The organism is Paenibacillus mesotrionivorans, assembly GCF_046098205.1.
Lineage (GTDB): Bacteria > Bacillota > Bacilli > Paenibacillales > NBRC-103111 > Paenibacillus_AR > Paenibacillus_AR mesotrionivorans.
Window position 1 is genome coordinate 522880 of sequence record NZ_JBJURJ010000001.1, and the last position, 21765, is coordinate 544644.

Annotated in this window: 12 protein-coding genes and 1 rRNA gene; 11 read left to right on the forward strand and 2 right to left on the reverse strand. The window is 55.4% G+C overall.

The features are described 5' to 3' along the window. The first annotated feature begins 48 nt into the window (after nucleotides 1-48). From ACI1P1_RS02485 to ACI1P1_RS02530, 10 genes are all read left to right on the forward strand, one after another. Nucleotides 49-1521, forward strand: a complete 1473-nt coding sequence (locus ACI1P1_RS02485; RefSeq protein ID WP_416214755.1) for an MDR family MFS transporter — start codon at nucleotides 49-51, stop codon at nucleotides 1519-1521. Between the two features lie 201 nt (nucleotides 1522-1722). Continuing rightward, complete coding sequence (locus tag ACI1P1_RS02490) at nucleotides 1723-3669, forward strand: NAD(+) synthase (protein WP_416214756.1); 1947 nt, start codon at nucleotides 1723-1725, stop codon at nucleotides 3667-3669. 135 nt (nucleotides 3670-3804) lie between these two features. Next, entirely contained in the window at nucleotides 3805-4530 is a 726-nt protein-coding gene (locus ACI1P1_RS02495; RefSeq protein WP_416214757.1) for a GntR family transcriptional regulator, read from the forward strand. Between the two features lie 594 nt (nucleotides 4531-5124). After that, nucleotides 5125-7509 (forward strand): phosphoketolase family protein, encoded by a 2385-nt coding sequence (locus tag ACI1P1_RS02500; RefSeq protein ID WP_416214758.1) that lies wholly within the window; start codon nucleotides 5125-5127, stop codon nucleotides 7507-7509. Between the two features lie 211 nt (nucleotides 7510-7720). Next, nucleotides 7721-10729 carry a glycosyl hydrolase gene (locus ACI1P1_RS02505; RefSeq protein WP_416214760.1) on the forward strand — a complete coding sequence of 1003 codons (3009 nt, stop codon included), beginning with the start codon at nucleotides 7721-7723 and terminating at the stop codon, nucleotides 10727-10729. A 133-nt stretch (nucleotides 10730-10862) separates the two neighbouring features. Continuing rightward, a complete protein-coding gene (locus tag ACI1P1_RS02510) occupies nucleotides 10863-11813 on the forward strand; it encodes an ABC transporter permease (RefSeq protein ID WP_416214795.1) in 951 nt (316 codons plus the stop codon). A gap of 16 nt (nucleotides 11814-11829) precedes the next feature. Next, complete coding sequence (locus ACI1P1_RS02515) at nucleotides 11830-12732, forward strand: carbohydrate ABC transporter permease (RefSeq protein WP_416214761.1); 903 nt, start codon at nucleotides 11830-11832, stop codon at nucleotides 12730-12732. 64 nt (nucleotides 12733-12796) lie between these two features. Continuing rightward, nucleotides 12797-14455: an extracellular solute-binding protein gene (locus ACI1P1_RS02520; RefSeq protein WP_416214762.1), complete on the forward strand. Its 1659-nt coding sequence runs from the start codon at nucleotides 12797-12799 to the stop codon at nucleotides 14453-14455. Between the two features lie 101 nt (nucleotides 14456-14556). After that, nucleotides 14557-16122: a response regulator transcription factor gene (locus ACI1P1_RS02525; RefSeq protein WP_416214763.1), complete on the forward strand. Its 1566-nt coding sequence runs from the start codon at nucleotides 14557-14559 to the stop codon at nucleotides 16120-16122. A gap of 1 nt (nucleotide 16123) precedes the next feature. Then, nucleotides 16124-17842, forward strand: a complete 1719-nt coding sequence (locus ACI1P1_RS02530; protein ID WP_416214764.1) for a sensor histidine kinase — start codon at nucleotides 16124-16126, stop codon at nucleotides 17840-17842. A gap of 58 nt (nucleotides 17843-17900) precedes the next feature. On the opposite strand, the gene ACI1P1_RS02535 is transcribed toward ACI1P1_RS02530, so the two are convergent. Further along, nucleotides 17901-19754: a glycoside hydrolase family 36 protein gene (locus tag ACI1P1_RS02535; protein WP_416214765.1), complete on the reverse strand. Its 1854-nt coding sequence runs from the start codon at nucleotides 19752-19754 to the stop codon at nucleotides 17901-17903. A gap of 119 nt (nucleotides 19755-19873) precedes the next feature. On the opposite strand from ACI1P1_RS02535, the gene ACI1P1_RS02540 reads away from it, so the two are divergent. Continuing rightward, a complete protein-coding gene (locus ACI1P1_RS02540) occupies nucleotides 19874-20707 on the forward strand; it encodes an AraC family transcriptional regulator (RefSeq protein ID WP_416214766.1) in 834 nt (277 codons plus the stop codon). Nucleotides 20708-21338: 631 nt separating this feature from the next. Here the strand turns inward: ACI1P1_RS02540 and rrf are convergent. Continuing rightward, nucleotides 21339-21455: ribosomal RNA gene (gene rrf / locus ACI1P1_RS02545) — 5S ribosomal RNA — on the reverse strand. Nucleotides 21456-21765: the final 310 nt, after the last annotated feature.

Sequence of the window (21765 nt, forward strand, 5' to 3'; positions counted from 1 at the left end):
TTAACTTTGACGATATAGAGATATTCAGGACAGGAGATGGAACAGTCAATGAATGCAAAAAACCAAACCCAGGGAAATGAGTTTTCCCTCAAAAAGCTGATCGGCCCGCTAATGGCTGTGATTCTGGGTATGATGATGGTTATTCTGGACAGTACGGTGGTGAACGTGGCACTGCCCCGTCTTGTGGAGGATTTCAATTCCTCGGTGACCACCATGCAGTGGGCCATCACCGGATATACACTGGCGTTATCCGCGGTGATTCCGCTGGCCGGGTGGATGACCGACCGGTTCGGCGCCAAACGGATTTTCTTGCTTACGATTATAATGTTCACGTTGGGCTCCGCCCTCTGCTCTCTGGCTGCTTCTCCGGCCCAATTGATCCTTTACCGGATTATTCAGGGCATCGGCGGCGGCATGGTTGCGCCGATCGGTATGGCCATTGTGTTCAGGCTTGCACCCCGCGACAAAATCGGCTCCATCATGGGCATGCTGGGCATTCCGATGCTGCTGGCTCCGGCCCTTGGACCCGTGCTGTCGGGCTGGCTGGTGGAATATGCCACCTGGCACTGGATTTTCCTGATCAATGTGCCCCTGGGGGCCATCGCCATTCTGGTGGGAATGCGGTATCTGCCCGCCTTTGAAACCAAATCCGTACCGTCCCTGGACATTCTCGGCATTCTCCTGGCTCCGGTAGCCTTCTCCATGCTGGCTTATGGAGTCAGCGAAGGCGGAAGAAGCTGGACCTCCACCTCCACCCTGACCGGGCTGTCCATCGGCGGGGTTGCGCTGATCCTCTTCATTATAGTGGAGCTTAACCAAAAGCAGCCCCTGCTGGAACTGCGGGTGTTCCGGTCCTCGGATTTCACCAGAGGCATTGTTATCGCATGGCTTATGCAAATCGCCTTGTTCGGCGTAATGGTTCTTATTCCGCTGTTTTACCAAACCGTGAAAGGTTATGGCCCGCTGAAAACAGGACTCGTCATGCTTCCCCAGGCGCTGGCTTCCGGATTGGTGATGCCCATCGGCGGCAGGCTGTTTGATAAAATCGGGGCGCGTCCTTTGGCCGTTACCGGGCTCAGTATCATTACCTTGTGCATGTTTATGCTCTCCCGGATGACCCCGGACACCAGCCTGTTCTATATCATGGGCTTCCTGGGCCTCATGGGCGCGGGTATGGGTCTGACCATGATGCCGGTGAATACCCACGTGCTGCAATCGGCACCCAAACATCTGGTTAGCCGGGTCACACCGCTGACTACCGCAGCCCAACAGGTCATGGTTTCCTTCGCCGTGGCCGGCCTTACAGGCTACCTGACCTCCCAGATTACCGTACACGCCAAATCCGGCGGCAGTCCCCTGGCGGCGGCAGCCAATGCTTATGGTGATACCTTCCTGGTTGCAGCAGGCATCGCGGCGCTGGGCGCTCTTCTGGCGCTGATTCTCCGCAAGCCCAAGGCTATTCCCGGTGACAGCGAGGAAGGCGCAGGTCAAGCCCAAGCCTCTATGATGGCGGGGCACTAAAAGATTTGATGAATCGGCAGACAGGATGCGGATGGATTCACCGCTCCTGTCTTTTTTGCATTCAGACGGTCCAGGGACAAGTCATTTCCCCCCGATCGGTTTTTTATGGTAAAATAAGCTCTTATCGAAGCAATTCCGGGAAGTTGAACCCAACCCCATCGTTCCTGTTTCCCACACTTCCATAAAGGTCAGGTGAATCACATGCAGCATTACGGCTTCGCGCGTGTAGCCGCCGCCTCACCAGAGCTGAAGGTAGCGGATTGTGATTTCAACACCGCAAAGATTATAGAAGCGATTCAAGATGCCGTTCAGGCGCAAGCAGAATATCTGGTGCTGCCCGAGCTATGCGTCACCGGCTATACCTGCGGGGATCTGTTCCTGCAGCGGACCCTCCTGGACGGCGCCAAAGCCTCCCTTACCCGGATCGCCGCTGCCACCGCAGGGCAATCCATCATCGTGGTTCTGGGTTTGCCGTTGGATATCCGCGGACGTCTGTTCAATTGCGCAGCCGTCATTCAGAACGGAGACATTCTGGGGTTTGTCCCCAAAAGCTGCATCCCCGGCTACAGTGAGTTTTATGAGCCACGATGGTTTGCCGCTGCGGAAGAGCTGGAGACGGACACCCTTGTTTGGGATGGTAAAACCGTTCCCATCGGCAGTGATTTAATCTTTGCCTGCCGGGAGGACGGAAATCTCTTGTTCGGCGTGGAAATATGCGAGGATCTCTGGGTGCCCATTCCGCCCAGCAGCCATCTGGCCCAAGCCGGAGCGGTCCTATTGTTTAATCCCTCCGCCAGCAACGAGCTGGTAGGCAAGGCGGATTACCGCCGCCAGCTGGTATCCGGGCAATCCGCCTCCTGCGTGGCGGCTTACGTATATGCCGGCTCCAATACCGGCGAGTCCTCCACGGATGTGGTGTTCGGCGGCCACTCCCTAATTGCCGAGAACGGCCAAATTCTGGCCGAGTCGGAACGCTTCACCCATGAAACCCGGCTAACCGTAGCCGATATCGATATTCCCAAGCTCCATTATTCCCGCACCGTCATGGGCACCTTCCGGGCGGGCCGGGGCGCAGGGGATTATCGGGTTATCGGCTTCTCGTACCCTGCCGCGGCCACAGCAGTAGACAAGCCGCGGAAGCTGGCCCGCAAGGTGGCACCGAATCCCTTTGTACCCGGCAATCCGCTCTTGCGGGACGAACGCTGTCAAGAGATTTTGTCCATCCAGACCTCCGGGCTTATGAAGCGCATCCGCCATATCGGCATCAAACAGGCAGTGATCGGTATTTCCGGCGGCCTGGATTCCACCCTGGCGCTGCTTGTTGCGGTCCGTGCCATGAAGCGGCTGGGTCGTCCGGCCAGTGACGTTTTGGCTGTCACCATGCCCGGCTTCGGCACCACCAACCGGACCTACGACAATGCCGTAGGCCTCATTAAGGCTCTGGGTGCTTCCATGATGGTGGTGGATATTAAAGCCGCCTGCCTGCAGCATTTTGCCGATATCGGCCATGACAAGGATGTGCATGACCTTACTTATGAGAATGTGCAGGCCCGGGAACGGACCCAGATTCTCATGGACCTGGCCAACAAAAACGGCGGTATCGTCATCGGCACGGGGGATTTGTCGGAGCTGGCCTTGGGCTGGTGCACCTACAATGGAGACCACATGTCCATGTACGGTGTGAACGGGGGAATCCCGAAAACCCTGATCAAGTTTGTGGTGCAATGGTATGCGGACTATGAAGCGGACGATGCGGTGAAGGGTTTCCTACATGACATTATCGCCACCGGCATCAGCCCTGAGCTTCTGCCGCCCTCGCCAACCGGCGAAATTGCCCAATTGACAGAGAACATTCTTGGACCGTACGACGTCCATGATTTCTATCTGTATTACATGCTGCGGACGGGGGCCCCGCCGGCGAAGATTCTGTATCTTGCCGAGGAGGCGTTCGCCGGCGTATTCACCCGGGAGCAGCTGGTTTCCTGGATGCGGGTGTTCTACGCCCGCTTCTTCTCCCAGCAGTTCAAACGCTCCTGTCTGCCTGACGGCCCCAAGGTGGGGACGGTCAGCCTATCTCCGCGGGGAGATTGGCGGATGCCCAGTGACGCCTCCGGCGCGCTGTGGCTGAAAGAGGTTGAAGCGCTGTAAACCTTGCCCATCGACCGGATACGGTGGTTTTTCACGGTATCCGGCCTCCGGTGAGGACCGACGGTTTTCTTTATGATATAGTAAAAGTGCCGGTTGACACGGACATCATTCCAGGGTCCTTAAGAAGGAGTTACCATGACACAATTCGTCTATAAGCAAATCGTCGACGATCTCAAGAAGAAGATCTTCGCGGGGGATTTTCCCGATATGCGCCTGCCGGACGAGCGCAGTCTCAGTGAAACCTATCAGGTCAGCCGCAGCTCTATCAAGCGGGCGCTGACCAAGATGGAGCATGCCGGCATCATTTTCAAAAAACGGGGCTCCGGCACCTTTATCAACCCGTTATACATCAAGAATGAATCCATCTTCAATTACGAGGGCTCCAACCTGGGAGTCACGGATAATTTCCAGATGCACGGGGTCAAGCCCAAAATCCGCGTCCTGAGCTTTGAGGTAATTCCGCCGACGGAGGAGCTGCAGCGGGACCTGTTCCTGCAGCCCCATGATTTTGTGTACAAAATTGTCCGGCTGCGCCTGTTTGACGAAACCCCGTTTATGATCGAAACCGGCTACATTCCCATCAAGATCATCCAGAATCTGAACCAGACGATTATTGAGGGTTCGATTTTTAACTACCTGGAGGAAGCCCATAATCTGGCGGTAACCAAGTCCTTCCTCTCCGTTTACGCCGAACCTTCGGATGACCGCGACCGGGAACTGCTGGACCTGAAGGAGCATGAGCCGGTGGGGATTATGGAAGGGATCTTCTTCCTGGATAACGGTACGCCGCTGGAGTTCTCCAATATGCGCTTCCACTACAAGTATCTGAAGTTCAATACCTTTGTATCGGTGCAGGAATAAGGATCGGACAACCGTCCGGTCTTTTTTATTTGTGGGGGAAGACCTGCCTGCTTGTACTGCCGCCGCGGCAGCTGCTCTCTGTCGTGGCTGCTCTCTGTCACGGCTGTTCTGGAGTCCAAGTAACTCTGTGTCCCCGGCTCCGGTTCTAACGGAAGCACGAGACCTTATTTGGCCAGAAAACGGTGTTTCGAAATTCTAACGGCGGTGAGAGACCTTATTGGGGCTTTTTGGCCTCCCAACCTGGGATTTCCCCTCAAATAGCGGCTGTGGCCGCCGTTAGAATTTTGGAGCTGCTCAATTGGGGCAAATAGCGGCGCTGGCCGCCGTTAGAATAATTAGCTACCAAGTTAGCTCCTCCCATTAACGGAGTCCGCACTGCAGAACCCACCTTCACCCTCCATCAAAAACCCATCACCCCGATAACCACCCATGTAAACGCCATCATTCGACAAAGTTCATAGTAAGTTCATTTTTTCACATAATTGGACCGTATTACTTTCAAAAATGATTGATTTCAATTTCTGAAGTGGTTATTATGAATTTGAAATTACGGAGAGATCAGACAGAAACAAAATTTCGATAGGAGTGGAAGAAATGACACTGACTACTCAAGTTCTGGATTACTCCTCCAAGGCGTATCTGGATAAGCTCGACGCCTATTGGCGCGCAACCAACTACATTTCCGTAGGCCAGCTTTATCTGAAGGGCAACCCCCTGCTCAAGGAACCTTTGCAGGATGCCCACGTGAAGGTAAAGCCCATCGGCCACTGGGGCACCATCCCCGGCCAAAACTTTATCTATGCCCACTTGAACCGGGTTATTACCAAGTATGATCTGGATATGTTCTACATCGAAGGCCCCGGCCACGGCGGCCAGGTTATGGTGTCCAACTCCTATCTGGACGGCAGCTACACCGAGATTTATCCGCAGATCACCCGGGACATTCCCGGCCTGATCAAGCTCTTCAAGCAGTTCTCCTTCCCGGGCGGAGTCGCTTCCCATGCCGCACCGGAAACACCGGGCTCCATCCATGAAGGCGGCGAGCTGGGCTACGCCCTCTCCCACGGTGTTGGCGCCATTCTCGACAATCCGGAGCTGATCTCCGCTGTTGTCATCGGCGACGGCGAAGCCGAAACCGGTCCGTTGGCGGCATCCTGGTTCTCCAACCGTTTCATCAACCCCATCACCGACGGCGCAGTACTGCCGATTCTTCACCTAAACGGCTTCAAAATCAGCAACCCCACCATCCTGTCCCGCCAAACACGGGAGGAGATGGATGCCTATTTCACCGGTATGGGCTGGGAGCCCCACTATGTGGAGGGTTCTGATCCGGAGCTGATGCATCCCCAGATGGCCAAGGTATTGGATACCGTTATTGATAAAATCAAAGCCATCCAAAAGAATGCCCGTGAAAACAACAACACAACCCGTCCACTGTGGCCGATGATCGTCTGCCGCACGCCCAAGGGCTGGACCGGTCCGATGGAATGGGACGGCGTTCCCAACACAGGCTCCTTCCGTGCCCACCAGGTGCCGATTCCCGTGGACCAAAAGAACATGCAGCATGCCCCCGCTCTGATGGAATGGATGAACAGCTACCGTCCGCAGGAGCTTTTCAACGACCAAGGCCGTCTGCTGCCCGAAATCGAAGAAATTCTGCCTACCGGCAACAGAAGAATGGGCAAAAACCCGGTTACCGACGCCGGCAGACTTGTGAAGGACCTGAAGCTGCCCGACTTCACCAAGTTCGCCCTTGACAATTCCAAGCCTGGCCAAATCATCGCCCAAGACATGCTGGTGCTGGGCAAATATATGAAGGAAGTTATCGAGCTCAATGAAGCTCAGCGCAACTTCCGCATCTTCGGTCCGGACGAAACCATGTCCAACCGTCTGGGACCCGTGTTCGAAGTCACCAAGCGTCAATGGATGGATGCCATTCAGGAGCCGCAGGATGAATTCCTTGCTCCTTACGGCCGTGTCATCGATTCCCAGCTATCCGAGCATCAGGCGGAAGGTTTGCTGGAAGGCTACGTGCTTACTGGGCGCCATGGATTTTTTGCCAGCTATGAAGCGTTCCTGCGGGTTGTAGACTCCATGATCACCCAGCACTTCAAGTGGCTGCGCAAGGCTACCGATCAAGGCTGGCGTGCAGATATTCCTTCCCTGAACGTGGTGGCTACCTCCACCGTGTTCCAGCAGGATCACAATGGCTACACCCACCAAGACCCGGGACTTCTGGGACACTTGGCCGACAAAAAGCCGGAATTTATCCGTGAATACCTGCCTGCCGATGCCAACTCCCTGCTGGCCGTATTCGACAAGGTGCTGAATGACCGTCAAAAGATCAACCTGATCGTCTCCTCCAAGCATCCCCGCCCGCAATGGTTCAGTGCTGAAGAAGCCTCCGTGCTGGTGGAAAAGGGCTTGAAAATCATCGATTGGGCCAGCACTGACAAGGGCCAGGAGCCGGATGTGGTCTTTGCCTCCGCCGGTACTGAGCCTACCATCGAAAGCCTGGCTGCCATCTCCATTCTGCACGAGAAGCTGCCGGAGCTGAAAATCCGCTACATCAACATTGTGGACCTGCTGAAGCTGAGAAGCCAAAAGCTGGATCCCCGTGGCCTGTCCGACGAGAAATTTGACAGCTACTTCACCGCCGACAAGCCTGTTATCTTCGCCTTCCACGGTTATGAAGGGCTGATCAAGGATCTGTTCTTCGACCGTCACAACCATAACCTGCATGTCCACGGCTACCGGGAAAACGGCGACATCACCACTCCTTTCGATATGCGTGTCCTGAATCAAATGGACCGTTTCGATCTGGCCAAGGAAGCCGTTCTGAGCCTGCCAAATGCAGCCCAATATAAAGCCATCGCCGACGAAATGGATGCCATCATCAAGAAGCATCACCAGTTCATCCGTGAGGAAGGCTATGACCTTCCCGAAGTGGAAAGCTGGAAGTGGACAGACCTGAAATAAGCAATTCCGCAGCACAATATCCGTATCATCCTTAAACGCCTTCTCCCCATCCGGGAGAGGGCGTTTTTTTGGGGGTTGTTGTCCATGCCATTCATTGATCCGGAATAGTTTTCGTTGCTGGGGAATCTTGCCAGATAAAAAGCAAACGCTTACATTATAATCGCCGGGTATTCCGCGTATCCGGACATCAACTGTCTAAAGGAGGAAGTTTATGACCATCACACGACGCTCCACCACATGGCTCCGCCTGCTTCTTGCGGCCGCTCTAGCCGCGGCTGTTTGGACCGGGGGGCTGATCAGCCCAAGCCGTGGTTTGGCCGCAGGGGAGAATCTTCTTGCCAATCCCGGGTTTGAAGCGGGAGACGCCAATTGGGAAAAATGGGGCAGTCCCCTTGTCACAACAGGCGCTGCCCATAGCGGAAGCAAATCCCTGCTGGTGAAACGCAATACCGGCGGCGCCTCCATGTCGGTCGCTGTACAGCCCGGCAAAACCTACCGGGTAGGGCTATGGGTCAAGTTTGCCGCAGCGGGAGTTTCAACACATACCATCTCCATGGATTCCTTCGGCACCCAGCAGGGTCAGCAGAGCCTGACCTTCTCCGGCTCCACGGAGTGGGAATACAAGCAGCTCCTGTATACTCCGCCCCAAGGGGTCCAGCATATCCGCATCTCCTTCTGGAACAGCACAGCGGCAGATTATTATATGGACGATGCGGTGATCCGGGAGAATGTGGATATAGAGAATCCCAGCACTCCCGGCCAATGGCAGACCGAGCACCGTCCTGACAGCCTGACCCTCCGGTGGGAGGGCTCTACTGACGATATAGGGGTGGCCTCCTATGAGCTCTCCTACAAAAAAGTGGCGGACCCGCAGTGGACCACGCTGCCGGTGCCCCATACGACTGGCCAGACTGCATATACGCATACGTTGTCCGGACTGGACAGCTATACCGTCTATGCCATCCGACTGCTTGCGTTGGACGGGGCAGGCAACCGCTCCGCGCCGCTTTTGGGCTTGGAAGCCACCCCAGGTCCCAATTTAGTGGCGAATCCGGATTTGGAGTCAGGCTCCGTTACGCCATGGGAGGTCTGGAAGAGCCTCTCCGTAACCGAAAGCAGCCCCCACAACGGTCAATATGCCCTCTGGATCAAACATCTGACGGGAGGCGGCACCAAAAAAATTACCGCTGAGCCGAATACCTCTTACCTCTTCAGCTACTGGTCCCGTTTTTCCTCACAGCCGGGAGGCTGGTTCGGCTTGGACGGCACCTTCATGGGTCCGGTGGAAACCCGCACTCCTATTTTGCCCGAACCTACCTTAACCTGGTCCTATACCGAACGCCCCCTCCGCTCCGGCCCCGCCGACGGACTCTTGAGGCTGTCCGTCTGGAACAACACAGGAGTGGATATGTTTATGGATGATGTGTTTATCGGCAAAATGCCCGAGCTGCCCGGAAGTCTAGAGCCTTCTGTGCCGGGCGGACTTGCCGTTATCTCCACGGACGGTGTGTCGGCAAGCCTTCAATGGAACCCTCCTGCCGCTCCCTTGGGTATTACGGGGTACAAAATCAGCTACAAAAAAACCACCGGCTCCCAATGGTCGGAGCTAACGCTCCCTCCAACCACCGGAAACCCTCACGTTGTCTTTAAGCTGGAGGGATTATCGCCGGAAACCCAATATGATATCAAGGTTCAGGCTTTAAGCGAAGGAACCCTGATTTCGGCAGCAGCAGCGGTCCAAGCTCTAACCACTGCGATGCTTCCTGTCAACCCCAACGCCTCCCCGGAGGCCGCCGCACTTCTTGCCCGTTTGTATGCCCTAATAGGCAATGGTGTTCTGACAGGCCAGCACAACTATTATGAGGAGCCGGAGCGCTGGTACGATGAAGCGGCGGAGCTGTCCGGCTTTTACCCGGCCCTGTGGGGCTCCGACTTCGCCTATTACACGGGTGGGGATTTCGCGGGATTGCGGCAGGCTATGACCGATACCGCCATAGCCAAGGGCCAGCAGGGTGTGGTGATTGCCCTCACCTTTCACCAGCCCCGCCCCTCCGATTCGGCCACGGCGGGCTGGGAGAGTGTAACCGCCGATGTCACCGAGGCGGAAATGCAGGAGATTGTGACCCCGGGAACTGTACTGTACAGCCGCTGGGAAGCACAGATGGATGAGGTGGCCGGCTATCTGGCACAGCTGAGGGATGAGGGAGTGCCTGTGTTATGGCGCCCGTATCATGAGATGAACGCAGAATTCTTCTGGTGGGGCGCACGGCCGGAATTATTCAAGCAGCTGTGGATCAATACCTATCAGCGGCTGGCGGTGCATCACGGGCTGAACAATCTGATCTGGCTGTGGAATCCCAATGCGGAAAGCGCCTGGGCCTATGATTCCACTCCCTATTATCCCGGCCACCAGTATGTGGATGTGCTGGCTATGGACATCTATAACAACGACTACCGGGATTCCTATTATGACAAGCTGGCGCAGCTCAGCGGAGGCCGCCCCATTGCCATCGGGGAAAACGGCGAGCTCCCGGACATGGATATGCTGGCTGCCAAGCAATCCCGCTATGTCTATTTCATGACCTGGCCCGGCTATCTGACAGACAAAAATTCACTCAGCCAAATCCAGGCCGTATACGCTCATCCACGGGCTGTAAACCAAGGCCCTACACCCAACGGTCCTTACGTGCCGCCTCCTGTGGACAGCTATATCATCGATGACTTCGAACAATACGGAGGCTCCGACGGCAGCCTGCGCAGCAAGTGGCAGCGCAACACCTCCGGCAATGCGCTTACCGTCACGTTATCCACCTACGGCATCAGCAGCGGAGCCTATGGGTTGAAGCTGGACTATACGGTGGGCAATCCGGGCTATGCCGGAGCCTTCCGCAGCTTAGGCGCTGAATGGCCGGGCATGGAGGCCATCGAATTCTGGCTGACGCCTGACGGCTCCAACCGCCAGCTGGCCGTCCAGTTCCACGAAACCAACGGTGAGGTGTGGGAGGCCGGTTATAAGCTGGCAGGCACCACTCCCGTGCTAGTGCGCCTGCCCTTTACCGCCTTTGCCCGTCCCGGCTGGTCCACCGGGGGCAACGGCGTGATTGATCTAGGCTCAATCAAGGAGTTTGCCTTTTACATCGCCCAGGGCAGCGGCAGCCAAGGCAGCGGAACACTCTTTATCGATAACATCCGTGCCGTGAAACTTCCCGTTCCCGAATAAACCGTTCCACACAAAAGAGGGCACCGCCGTTGCTGGAGCACATTTTTCGTTGACGGCGGTGCTGGAAGCGTTTCCTTCCTTTTTTTATGATAAAACCAGAGGAAAGAAAGGAGGAAACGCACGGATGAAAACCATGGAGGCCAAACAGCACACCTTCCAACGGGCATCTTCCAGCACGTCTTGGTGGTCCCGGCTGTACCGCCAATGGGATATCCAGCTCATGGTGGTGCCCGCCCTGTTGTTTGTGTTTGTATTCAGCTACCTGCCCATGTACGGCGTTCTGATGGCTTTTCAGGATTACCGGCTGCATGAGGGCTTTTTCAGCAGTCCATGGGTGGGAACCAAACATTTCGAAGCCTTTTTCCAATCTCCGGACTTCTGGAATGTGATGCGCAATACTATCGTGATCAGCCTGCTGAAATTCTTCATCGGCTTCCCCGCCCCGATTCTGCTGGCGTTGATGCTAAACGAGGTCCGGAGTCTTTTGTTCAAGCGGGTGATTCAAACCATCAGCTATTTGCCCCATTTTTTATCCTGGGTCATCGTCGGGGGATTCGTCACCTCTATGCTGTCCACGGATAACGGCAGTGTCAACATGCTGCTCCAGGGGCTGAACCTGATTGAAGAGCCCGTCAGCTTTCTGTCGGTGCCGGAATACTTCTGGGGCATTCTGGTGGGAACCGGTGTCTGGAAGGAAATCGGGTTCGCCGCTATCGTGTACCTGGCCGCCATTGCCGGTATTGACCCCCACATGTACGAAGCCGCGTCCATCGACGGAGCCAGCCGCTTCAAGCAGGTGTATCTGATTACATTGCCCAGCATTGCGCCGGTAATCATTATCTTCATGATTCTGGCCGTGGGCAATATTCTCAACGCGGGGTTCGAGGACATTCTGATTCTGGCCACCAACCCGGTGCTGCGGGATGTCTCCGATGTGATCGACACCTATGTCTACCGGATGGGCATTCTCAATAACCGCTATTCCTATGCAGCGGCAGCCGGTTTGTTCAAGGCTGTAATCAGCGTGGGGATGCTTGTGCTGGCCAATACCGCAGCGCGGAGAATGGGGTCCAGCTTATGGTAGAAGGGGGCGTGTCCGCATGAAGCTGTCGTGGGGAGACAAGGGACTTCAGGTTATCATCTGCTTTATTCTGGCCGTGCTGGGCTTCAGCACCCTTTACCCCTTCTGGAATTCACTTGTGATTTCGTTCAATGTGGGGTCGGATACCTCCCTGGGGGGAATTACCTTCTGGCCGCGCAAATTTACCCTGGAGAACTACAGCCTGGTCTTCGGGGACGGGCGGATCAGCCAGGCATTTATGATCTCTGCCCTGCGTACCGTGAGCGGCACGCTGCTTTCCGTGCTGTTTACAGCCGTTTTTGCCTATGGCTTATCCAAAAGAGAGCTCATCGGCCGGAAATATTATATGATCTTCTGCATCATCACCATGTACTTTAGCGGCGGGCTGATTCCCAGCTTCCTTCTGATCAGGGGCATGGGCATGATGGATACCTTCTGGGTTATGATTATCCCGGGGCTTATCAGCGTGTACAATATGATTATCTTCCGCACGTTTTTTCTGGGGCTTCCCGCAGGGCTGGAGGAATCGGCGCGAATGGACGGGTGCAATCATTTCGGGGTGCTGTTCCGGATTGTGCTACCCATCTCGGGTCCCGTTATCGCCACCCTCTCCCTTTTTACAGCCGTATGGCATTGGAATGACTGGTTTTCACCAACCATCTACATCAACGATACCCGGCTCCTTCCCATCCAGACGCTGCTGAAGCAAATCCTCAACTCCAATATCGTCACGGAGCAGCTTCTGCAATCCGTTGGCAATAATGCTGCCGCCCAGGACCGGCTGGCTGCCGCCCAATCGGTGACGACCCGTTCGTTGTCCATGGCCACCACCATGGTAGCCACCCTGCCCATCATCATGGTTTATCCGTTTCTCCAGAAATATTTTGTAAAAGGCGTGCTCATCGGCTCGCTGAAGGAATAGGCTGTCCGCTTCCCGGTACATCCGGGAGCCCACCCATACGAATATACATGAGAGGGGTATCTTCATGAAGCTTGCCAACCGCATTTCCCTGACGGCCGCCTTGCTGGGAGCCAGTATGCTGACCGCAATCGGCTGCAGCAGCACAGACAGCAGCGCACCTTCACCTTCTGCCAGTCCGGCCGCAGCACCATCAGCAGCAGCCACTTCAGCTGCATCCGCACCTGCTGCAGCAACCGACAACGCCCTGGTTAAGCCGGTCACCTTCAGCTTTTACGGCAACTATGACTGGTTTACCATGGACCCGTGGGGCAACGATTCCACCTCCAAGTGGATCGTGGAGAATTTGAAGGTCAATGTGACCCCCATCCAATCCAGCGGAGCCGCCGAAACCAAGTTCAGCACCATGATTGCTTCGGGCAGTCTGCCTGATGTTGTGATGACGGACAGAGGCAACAGTGTGGAGCGTCTGCGGCAGGCCGGAATGCTTGTCCCGCTGGATGAATACCTGGAGAAGTACCCCAATATCAAGAAAAACGTAGGTGCCGCCACTCTGAATATGCTGCGGGCCGATGACGGCAAGCTCTACCAGATTCCCAACTGGTACACCTCCTCCCCCAACGGCAACAGCGGCTGGATCATTAACCGCAAAATTTACAAGGAGCTGGGTTCCCCCAAGCTGGAAACCTTCGATGATCTTTACGCTTATCTGAAGCAGGTAAAGGAAAAGTATCCCAACGTGGTTCCCCTAGAGGTTGGGCCCAAAGGGGCGGGAATCGATATTATGTACAGCGGCTTTGCCGAAAACAAGCCCTATCTCAAAAAAGCGGCGCCTGCCGGCAATGAGCTGAAATCCATTTTTACCGAAAGCGTCTTTATGGAGAATATGAAGTTCGCCAGCCTGCTCTTCCGGGAAAAGCTGATTACCCAGGACCTCTTCACCCAAACCAGCGACCAGCTTGGCGAAAAGCTGAAAACCGGACGTGTGGCCGTTTATGTGGACGGAGATGTGGTGAACCCCGGAGGAAGCGCCACTACCGCCCTGCAGCAGCAGGATAAGGAAGCCGGCTACGATGTGATTTGGCCTATTCACAAGGCAGGCTTGGACGCCAAGAAAATTACTCCCAGCAGCTTCAATTCTCTGGGATGGAACGTGCTTCTTATCACCAAAAAAGCCAAGGACCCCGACGCTGTCTTCTCCTATATGGACTGGGTGACCAGCGATGAAGGGCAGCGGGTCACCAACTTTGGACCTCCGGGACTGTATTGGGATAAAACCGACGCCGATGGCGCACCGGTCCAAAACGAAAAGTTTCTGACCGCTACCCAGGCTGAGAAGAGCAAGGAAAAGCTGGGCTCCTTTAACTGGGTAGGCAATACCACCTTCATCGACAAGACCAAATCCAAAATGGATACCCTGCTTCCGCCGGAAAAGCAAAACTGGACCACCCAGGCCCAGAATAAGGTGACCTGGAAAACCTCCAAGGACTTTACCGAATTCGTTAATCTGGACCCTCTCCCCGATTCGGCGGAAGGCAGCATCGCCACCATCGTCAACGATATTTACACCGAGGTATATGCCAAGGCCCTCTACGCCAAAAGCGATGCGGAAGTGGAAAGCCTCTTGAAGAAAGCGGAAGAGGATGCCAAACGCGCAGGTTACGACAAGCTGCTTAAATTCCAGACCGAACGGTGGCAAAGCAACCTGGCCAAAATGAAAAAATAATAAAGCTTCCTGCGACAAGGTGGGGTATACTGGTGACCATGTATACTCCCTTTGTCTATTCCTGTGAATGTTCCCATCCCTGACGCCCGGAGGTTTCGATCATGTACAAGGTGCTCCTGGTAGACGATGAGCTGTTGGATTTGGAGGGTTTGGCCCGTTTTATGGATTGGAGCAGTCTGGATATGGAGGTTTGCGCCTCCGCCGCCAGCGGCTTCGAAGCGTTGGAGATGCTGGACAGCCACACGGTGGATATTATGGTGTCGGATATCAAGATGCCCATCATGTCGGGCATGGAGCTGGCCCGCAGAGCCCTGGAGAAACAGCCGCTGCTGAAGGTCATTTTTGTCAGCGGGTATGAGGATTTTCATTATGCCCGGCAGGCCATTTCGCTGAATGCCTTCGGGTATGTCCTGAAGCCCGTGGATAATGCGGAACTGCATAAAGCCCTGGCCGATGTAAAAAGCGAGCTGGACGAGGAAAGGAAGCGCTCCCATCTGGAAGCATACTTCTCCGAATCCCAATCCCATCTGCGCCAGGAGCTGCTCTTAAACCTGCTGGAGGGAACCGCCGGAGAGGATCAGGTGCTGTCGCTGCTGGAGAGCATCGGCATCTCCTGGCACTCCTCCCGCTTTGTGGCCGCGGTGCTGGAGCCTGATGATCTTAGTTGGAAGCTGAACGGGTTTGAGGAGTCCGTGAAGCTGGATGTAAAAGCAAAGCTGATGTTAGAGGTGGACGGCTTCTGCCGGGAGGAGACAATCGAATCCTGCAGGCTGGACTCCTTCCGCCACGCCCTCATTCTGGAAGAGGGGTATACGGAGGAGCGCCTGGAAAGGCTGATCCGCCGGATCGGGAATGCCACACCGGTGACGGCCACCATCGGCATCGGGCCTATGGTCTCCCATCTGTCCCTTCTGCATATGAGCTGCGCCGGGGCCAAGGAGGCATTGTCCAGAAAGCTGTTTCTCGGCAAAGGAAGGCTGATCCGCCACACGGACGGCAAGGGAGTCATGTCCGACAATGTCCGCAATCTGGATCATATTCTGGAGTCTCTGTGCACCGCCATGTCCGCCTATGAGCTGCTGAAGGTGGACGACTGCATCGAGGAGCTGTTCGTACTGGCAGGGGCCATGGATACGAAGCTGGCTGTTTACCAGTTGTTCCTGCATATCGTCTCCCGGCTGGATACCTACCTGCATACCCTGAATGAGGATTTCTACGGCATGCTGGGGCTGGAGATGCGCAATCTCAATATCCTCTATCATTTCGAAACGCTGGCGGACATGAAATCCTGGCTGCGCCGCCGTATGTTTGAGCTATCCGAGCTGCTCCACCGCAAGCGCCAGGGCAAAAAGCGGCGGCTGGTGGAGGAAATTGAAGCTTATGTTGAAAATAACCTGGAGGGCGGGCTGATGCTGCGGGATGCGGCCAACCATTTTGCCTTTTCCCCCAATCATTTCGGGCAGATATTCTATGAGGAAACAGGCACCTACTTCTCGGACTATGTCACCGCCAGACGGCTGGAACGGGTCAAGCTGCTGCTGATGGATCCGAAGCTGAAGGTATACGAGGCAGCCCACCGGGTGGGATATAAGAATCTGTCCCATTTCAGCAGACAGTTCAAGGATTATTTCGGCTTTAGCCCGGGTGATTTCAGGAGGCAGCTGTAATATGAAGCCTGTCCGCGACTGGCCCTTCAGCTACAAGCTGGTGCTCTCCTATCTCCTCCTTCTCCTGATCTCCGTACTGACTGTAGGATTGTTCGCCTATACCAACTCCGTCCAGACCATGCGGGACAAAACCCGGGACAACCTCCAGGGAACCCTCCGTCAGATCCGGGACAATATCCACTACCACACGTCAGACCTGGAACGGATTACGGATATGCTATATTTTAACCAGTCGCTTCACAGCGCCCTCCGGCGGTATGAGCAGGGCTGGTACAGCTACGAAACCATGACCAAAACCATGATGCCTACACTGGAAAATCTGTTGAATTACACATCCTTCAACATTGGCCTCTCGGTCTATCTCAAGAACGATACCCTGCCGGAGCTGTATTATTCGGATACGGAGGTAAACCCTCTGTTGGGTAAAAAAAGGTATGAAATCTTTCACTTGAGCCGGATTGAGGAGGAGGGCTGGTATAAAACCTTGGCACTCTCCGGCGAGTTCGCGGAAAACCACCAGTGGCGGCAGGTACAGAATGATGAGCCGTACGCGAATATTTCCCTCCTCCAACGGTTTGACGATATCCAGCAGATGAAGCATATTGGGGTCCTGCGGGTGACTGTGCAGTTGAAGGATCTGCTGCAAGCGGTGGATTACCGGAATATCGGAGGGTCCAGCACATTGACTGTCCGGGATGCCGGCGGCAGGGTTATGATGGAGTCCGCGCCGGATGATGCCGGGCCGGAGGGCAGCTTGGCAGATACGAAGCGGCTGCTGCTGACGGAGCCTTTGGACGGGCTAGGCTGGCGGCTGGAGGCCTCCATCCCGGAGAGCCTCTTCGACGAAAGCGCCCGCCGTGTCCGGAGTATGACCGTAATGGTTTGTGTGGTGAGTGTGGCGGCGATGACACTTTTAGGGATGGCAGTCTCCGGATATTTGACCAGGCGGATCCGGCGAATTATCACATCGCTAAACGCTTTCCGGGACGGGGATTTGGGACGGCGGATCACTTTCCGGGGCAATGACGAATTCGCCCAGATTGCCGCCGCCTTCAACAAGATGGGGATGAACATCGAGGAGCTGATCCAGCAAAACTATATGGCCGACCTCCAGAAGAAGGAAGCGGAGCTGGAATCCCTGCAGGCCCAGATTAACCCCCACTTCTTGTATAATACCCTCTCCTCCATCAGCAGGCTGGCCCAATTCGGGGATATGGAGAAGCTCCAGCTGCTGGTGCAGGAGCTGGCCAAGTTTTATCGGCTCTCCCTCAACAGGGGAGAAATTGTGACCACTGTAGCCAAGGAGGTGGAGCATGCCAAGGCGTATGTGGCGATTCAATGCATCAAACACGGGACCCGCCTTCAGGTGTATTACGACATTGATCCAAATGCGCTGTTCTGCTCCACAGTGAAGCTGATTCTCCAGCCTATGATCGAAAATGCCCTGGAGCATGCCTGGTTCGGCAGCAGCCTGGGCATCCGGCTTGTGGTAGTGAGGCGGGGCCATGAGGTGGTGTTTAAGGTCATTGACAACGGAATCGGCATGTCCCCGGGCACCATCCCCCGCATTCTTGACCCGGAGGGGCCGCGGATCGGCTACGGCATCCGCAATGTGGATTCCCGGGTTCGCCTCCATTATGGGGAGTCCTTTGGAGTCCGTATTGCCAGCGGCCCGGGAATCGGCACCTGTGTAGAAATCGTTGTCCCCTGCCGGAATTAGGCTGATGGTGGGACGGCCCATTTTAGGTCAGTGAAACGGGACTGAGGGGCAGAGCTGATTAGCTCTCATGGGCGGGCTGCATTTGGATGCGGACTGTACCGGAAGCGGGTACGGGAAGAGAATGGAGACCTGGTGAAAGACTATCGATCTTCTGTTGGGCCACTACTCCCGTACAATCGGTTATTTCCATTTGTATGGAGGTCCACTCCTGATGCAGCTCCACGACCAGCCGGTTTTGGGAGGTGCCGTTGACTAAGATCCATTCCTGGATGGTGGTTTTCCGGTGAGTAGACGATTCATTACCGGTATCTGCGGGAGTCTCTACCGCGATTGCATCCGCCTGGTACACCACGGTTAGCCGTTTGGTCTGGAGGAGGGCTTCTACCACCGGATACAACAGCTCAGGATGCCGCGGGTGCAGCCGTCCCTCCAACAGAATATCCCGGTGCATGAGCCAAAAGCCCATCCAATACCGGACCATGGCCATATGCCGCTCCGGCAAGAGGTCCAGGCGCACCGACAGCTGCGGAACCGCAAACAGCACGTTGATGATTTGCAGCGCTGCCTGCTCTGCCGTTTCCTCCGGATGCCACATGAGCATATCGGAATGAACTGCCGTGCCGCCTGCGAGAAGTCGCAGGTCCAGGATCCGGATGCGGTTTTCCACCGCGTCATTAGGGCAGTCTGCAGCCCGGAGGATATTGCCGTATTTCCGCATTAAGGGCCCCATATACGGCTGCCGGAATTCAATGAGAATACCGGGCTTTTGCTTTTGCAGCCGTCCGGTTACACCCGATAGGAGGCGGTGGGCTCCCTCTTGGATGGAGGCGGTATCCCAGCCTTCGGGCAGGCTGGAGGGCGCGGTCATTTCTCCATTTGCCGGATGTTCTCCTTGAGGCAGCCGGAAGTTGTCCACAAAGTCCAGCTTCAGCCCGTCCAGTCCCCACTCCGCAACCGCCTTTTCATAGATGCTGGTGAGGTACTCCCTCACTTCAGGGTAGCGGGGATCCAGAACCCCTGCACCCATATTGTCCATACGGTACAGGAGTTTGTCTTGCAGGCGCTGCCAGGCTTTACTCCGGTAGCCGATGAAGGGGACGGAATACCACAGCAGATAGCTCATCCCCATACCCTGCACCCGTTTTACATGAGCGGCCATATCCGGCATTTTGGCACTGCTGGCTTCCCAATCGCCGCAGTAGGCATATCCCCGGGCCCCATCCTCCGTCTGCCAGCCGTCATCTACAATCACAGCGCCAAAGCCCAGCTCCTTGGCCAAACGGCACTGCTCCTCAATCTCCTCCGGACTTACCTGCTGGTGGAAGCTGTACCAGGTGGAATACATGGGGAGTTTGGCCGCGGCGGGTACAGCTGCAGGGGAATAGCCTGTTTGCCGCTGCCACCATTCCTGCACATAACGGAGGCTGTCGGTGTATTCCATATTCCGCGTATCCAGAAGCAGACTGGCCCGGTAATCGGTTATGGGATAAGCCGCCTCCTGAAAAAGAGTGACCGAACAATGAAGCTCAGCCGTCTCTTCGTGAACCCCGGCCAGAAATCTGACCGGATTCAGTGCGTCAGACCAGGCGAAGGTCAGCCGATTATGTCCGGACCCGCTGAACAAACACCCAACTGGCGCAGAGGAGGTTCCCCGCGAAGGATTCCCTTCTCCCCAATCCACCTGCAGGCCTCTATTTCTCCCTGCACCCGGATGCCAGTAGCCGGCGATATCCCGGACAGGATGAGTCCAGACCAGTTGAAGCTGCGGAGGTATTCCTGCCTCCTCCCGCCGGATATGTAAATGAACCTGTTCCAGCCCCTCGCCTATACGTTCGGTATCCAGGCTGATTTCAAATTCTGCACGTTCGCCTATTAGCTGTATGAGGTAAGGATCCGTTTGGCAGCATATCATTTTGCAGCACCATCCTGTAGACGTTTAATGTCTCCATCATAGATTACACCGCAGGGGAAGAGTTATATTTTTTTGTGTGGAATACCACGTACATTTGTGTGCAAAAGGAGGGTGCGAGAATGGAGCATAGCTTACGGGTCCTGCCAGCAAAAGGAACCGCCGTTCATTATTGCGGGCAAATGCCATGTCCGCCGGGACATAGCTGGGGCCCGTCCATGCGGGACCATTATTTGCTGCATTATATCCACAGCGGCAAGGGAACCTACCATTGCGGGGGCAGAAGCTATCAGCTTGGAGCCGGGAACAGCTTTTTGCTCTTCCCCGGTATTCCCGGTGCGTATCAGGCGGATCCAGATGACCCCTGGGCATACAGCTGGGTTGCCTTCGCGGGAGAGGGGCTCTCTCACTACATGGAGTTGGCGGGGCTGACCCCGGGTAATCCGATCTACCAGCATGCCGAACCGGATTGGCTGGAGGCCTATATCACGGAGCTGATGGAGTATGGGGCTGCCCCGTCTCCCGCCTCCCAGCTCCATGCCGTTGGCATCCTGTACCGGCTTTTGGCCTCCATGGTGGAAAACTCCCTTATCGGCCAAATGCCTGCCTGTACCAGCACCAATCTGAGCAGAAGCTGGTATTTGGACAAAGCCCTTGCTTACATTCAAGCCCATTATGCCATGCCTGGCTTGACCGTCTCCTCGCTGGCCAAGCATGTGGGGCTGGAGCGGAGCTATTTCGCCAAGTTATTCGCCGAAGAGCTGCACCAGACGCCATACCAATTCCTGCTCCTCTACCGGCTCGAAAAAGCCTCCCGGCTCCTGTCTCACACAGACCTGCCCATCGCAGACGTAGCGGCTGCCGCGGGCTTCCAGGACCCGCTTTACTTCACCAAGGTCTTCCGCAAACACATCGGCCGCACACCCTCCGATTTCCGCAAGCATGGGGTACAATAATTAATGCACCCGCTCACTCGCCGTATATCTTGACCTCTACCCTTAGCACCAGCGCCACCAAAAATTAACGATTGTTTAGCATTCCAGACTAACTCCCGGCCTGGTTAGTGATCCTAACGGACTGGAGCGACCTTATTTGCCTGTTAGGCTCCGATTTGAAATTCTAACGGACCCAGCAGCACTTATTTCTTTCAACCGATGCATCTTCTGCTCCATTTCGGGTAAATAGATGCTCTGGGGTCCGTTAGATTTCAAAAAAGCTTATTTTTGGCCAAATAGCGTCTCTCCGGTCCGTTAGCTCAGATGCCGCGGACTCTGCCACGGATACCTCAACGCTTCCGCTTGGGCCGTGCCTACTTCTCTAAATTTGCTTCGATAGGAGGTTCGGACTCTGTTTCCAAACGTCAACATACAAAAAAGCCTCTTTGCTTTTGCAAAGAGAATTTTTCGTGCTTGGCGACGTCCTTCCGCACCGACACCCGCCGCCGCAGGCGCCTGCTTCGCGCGGGTGGTCGGCGTCTGAGCCTCCCCGGGACTGCTCCTCTGAATATCCTTCGATGAAGGCTCAGACACTGCCATGGTCGTCAACATACAAAAAAGCCTCTTTGCCTGTGCAAAGAGACTTTTTCGTGCTTGGCGACGTCCTACTCTTCCAGGACCCTGCGGTCCAAGTACCATCGGCGCTGGAGGGCTTAACGGTCGTGTTCGAGATGGGAACGCGTGGTTCCCCTCCGCCATCATCACCAAACGTCTGTATGTAGTTTCAGGAACGATACGACCAAGTACCGTTTCGTCGAACCGGAATCTGCACTCGTCAGATTCGTCTCCAACTTACTCCCTGAAAACCGGATGCGAAACAAGGTCACCGAAACCTCTTAAATCATATATCTTACCGCCCTTGTGAAGTTCCCGGTTTCCCGGGGTCCCCGCAAAGTACCTGCGTACTCTACGAAGCCTTTGCTTCACTTTGTGGGGCATTTTGGTTAAGCCCTCGACCGATTAGTATTCGTCAGCTCCATGTGTTGCCACACTTCCACCCCGAACCTATCTACCTCGTC

Excerpts from the sequence above, each read along its gene's own strand:
- ACI1P1_RS02530 (WP_416214764.1), top strand. The coding sequence starts at position 16,124 with ATGAAGCCTGTCCGCGACTGGCCCTTCAGCTACAAGCTGGTGCTCTCC.
- ACI1P1_RS02515 (WP_416214761.1), top strand. The coding sequence starts at position 11,830 with ATGAAGCTGTCGTGGGGAGACAAGGGACTTCAGGTTATCATCTGCTTT.
- ACI1P1_RS02500 (WP_416214758.1), top strand. The coding sequence starts at position 5,125 with ATGACACTGACTACTCAAGTTCTGGATTACTCCTCCAAGGCGTATCTG.
- ACI1P1_RS02490 (WP_416214756.1), top strand. The coding sequence starts at position 1,723 with ATGCAGCATTACGGCTTCGCGCGTGTAGCCGCCGCCTCACCAGAGCTG.
- ACI1P1_RS02485 (WP_416214755.1), top strand. The coding sequence starts at position 49 with ATGAATGCAAAAAACCAAACCCAGGGAAATGAGTTTTCCCTCAAAAAG.
- ACI1P1_RS02525 (WP_416214763.1), top strand. The coding sequence starts at position 14,557 with ATGTACAAGGTGCTCCTGGTAGACGATGAGCTGTTGGATTTGGAGGGT.
- ACI1P1_RS02540 (WP_416214766.1), top strand. The coding sequence starts at position 19,874 with ATGGAGCATAGCTTACGGGTCCTGCCAGCAAAAGGAACCGCCGTTCAT.
- ACI1P1_RS02495 (WP_416214757.1), top strand. The coding sequence starts at position 3,805 with ATGACACAATTCGTCTATAAGCAAATCGTCGACGATCTCAAGAAGAAG.
- ACI1P1_RS02505 (WP_416214760.1), top strand. The coding sequence starts at position 7,721 with ATGACCATCACACGACGCTCCACCACATGGCTCCGCCTGCTTCTTGCG.
- ACI1P1_RS02520 (WP_416214762.1), top strand. The coding sequence starts at position 12,797 with ATGAAGCTTGCCAACCGCATTTCCCTGACGGCCGCCTTGCTGGGAGCC.
- ACI1P1_RS02535 (WP_416214765.1), bottom strand. The coding sequence starts at position 19,754 with ATGATATGCTGCCAAACGGATCCTTACCTCATACAGCTAATAGGCGAA.
- ACI1P1_RS02510 (WP_416214795.1), top strand. The coding sequence starts at position 10,863 with ATGGAGGCCAAACAGCACACCTTCCAACGGGCATCTTCCAGCACGTCT.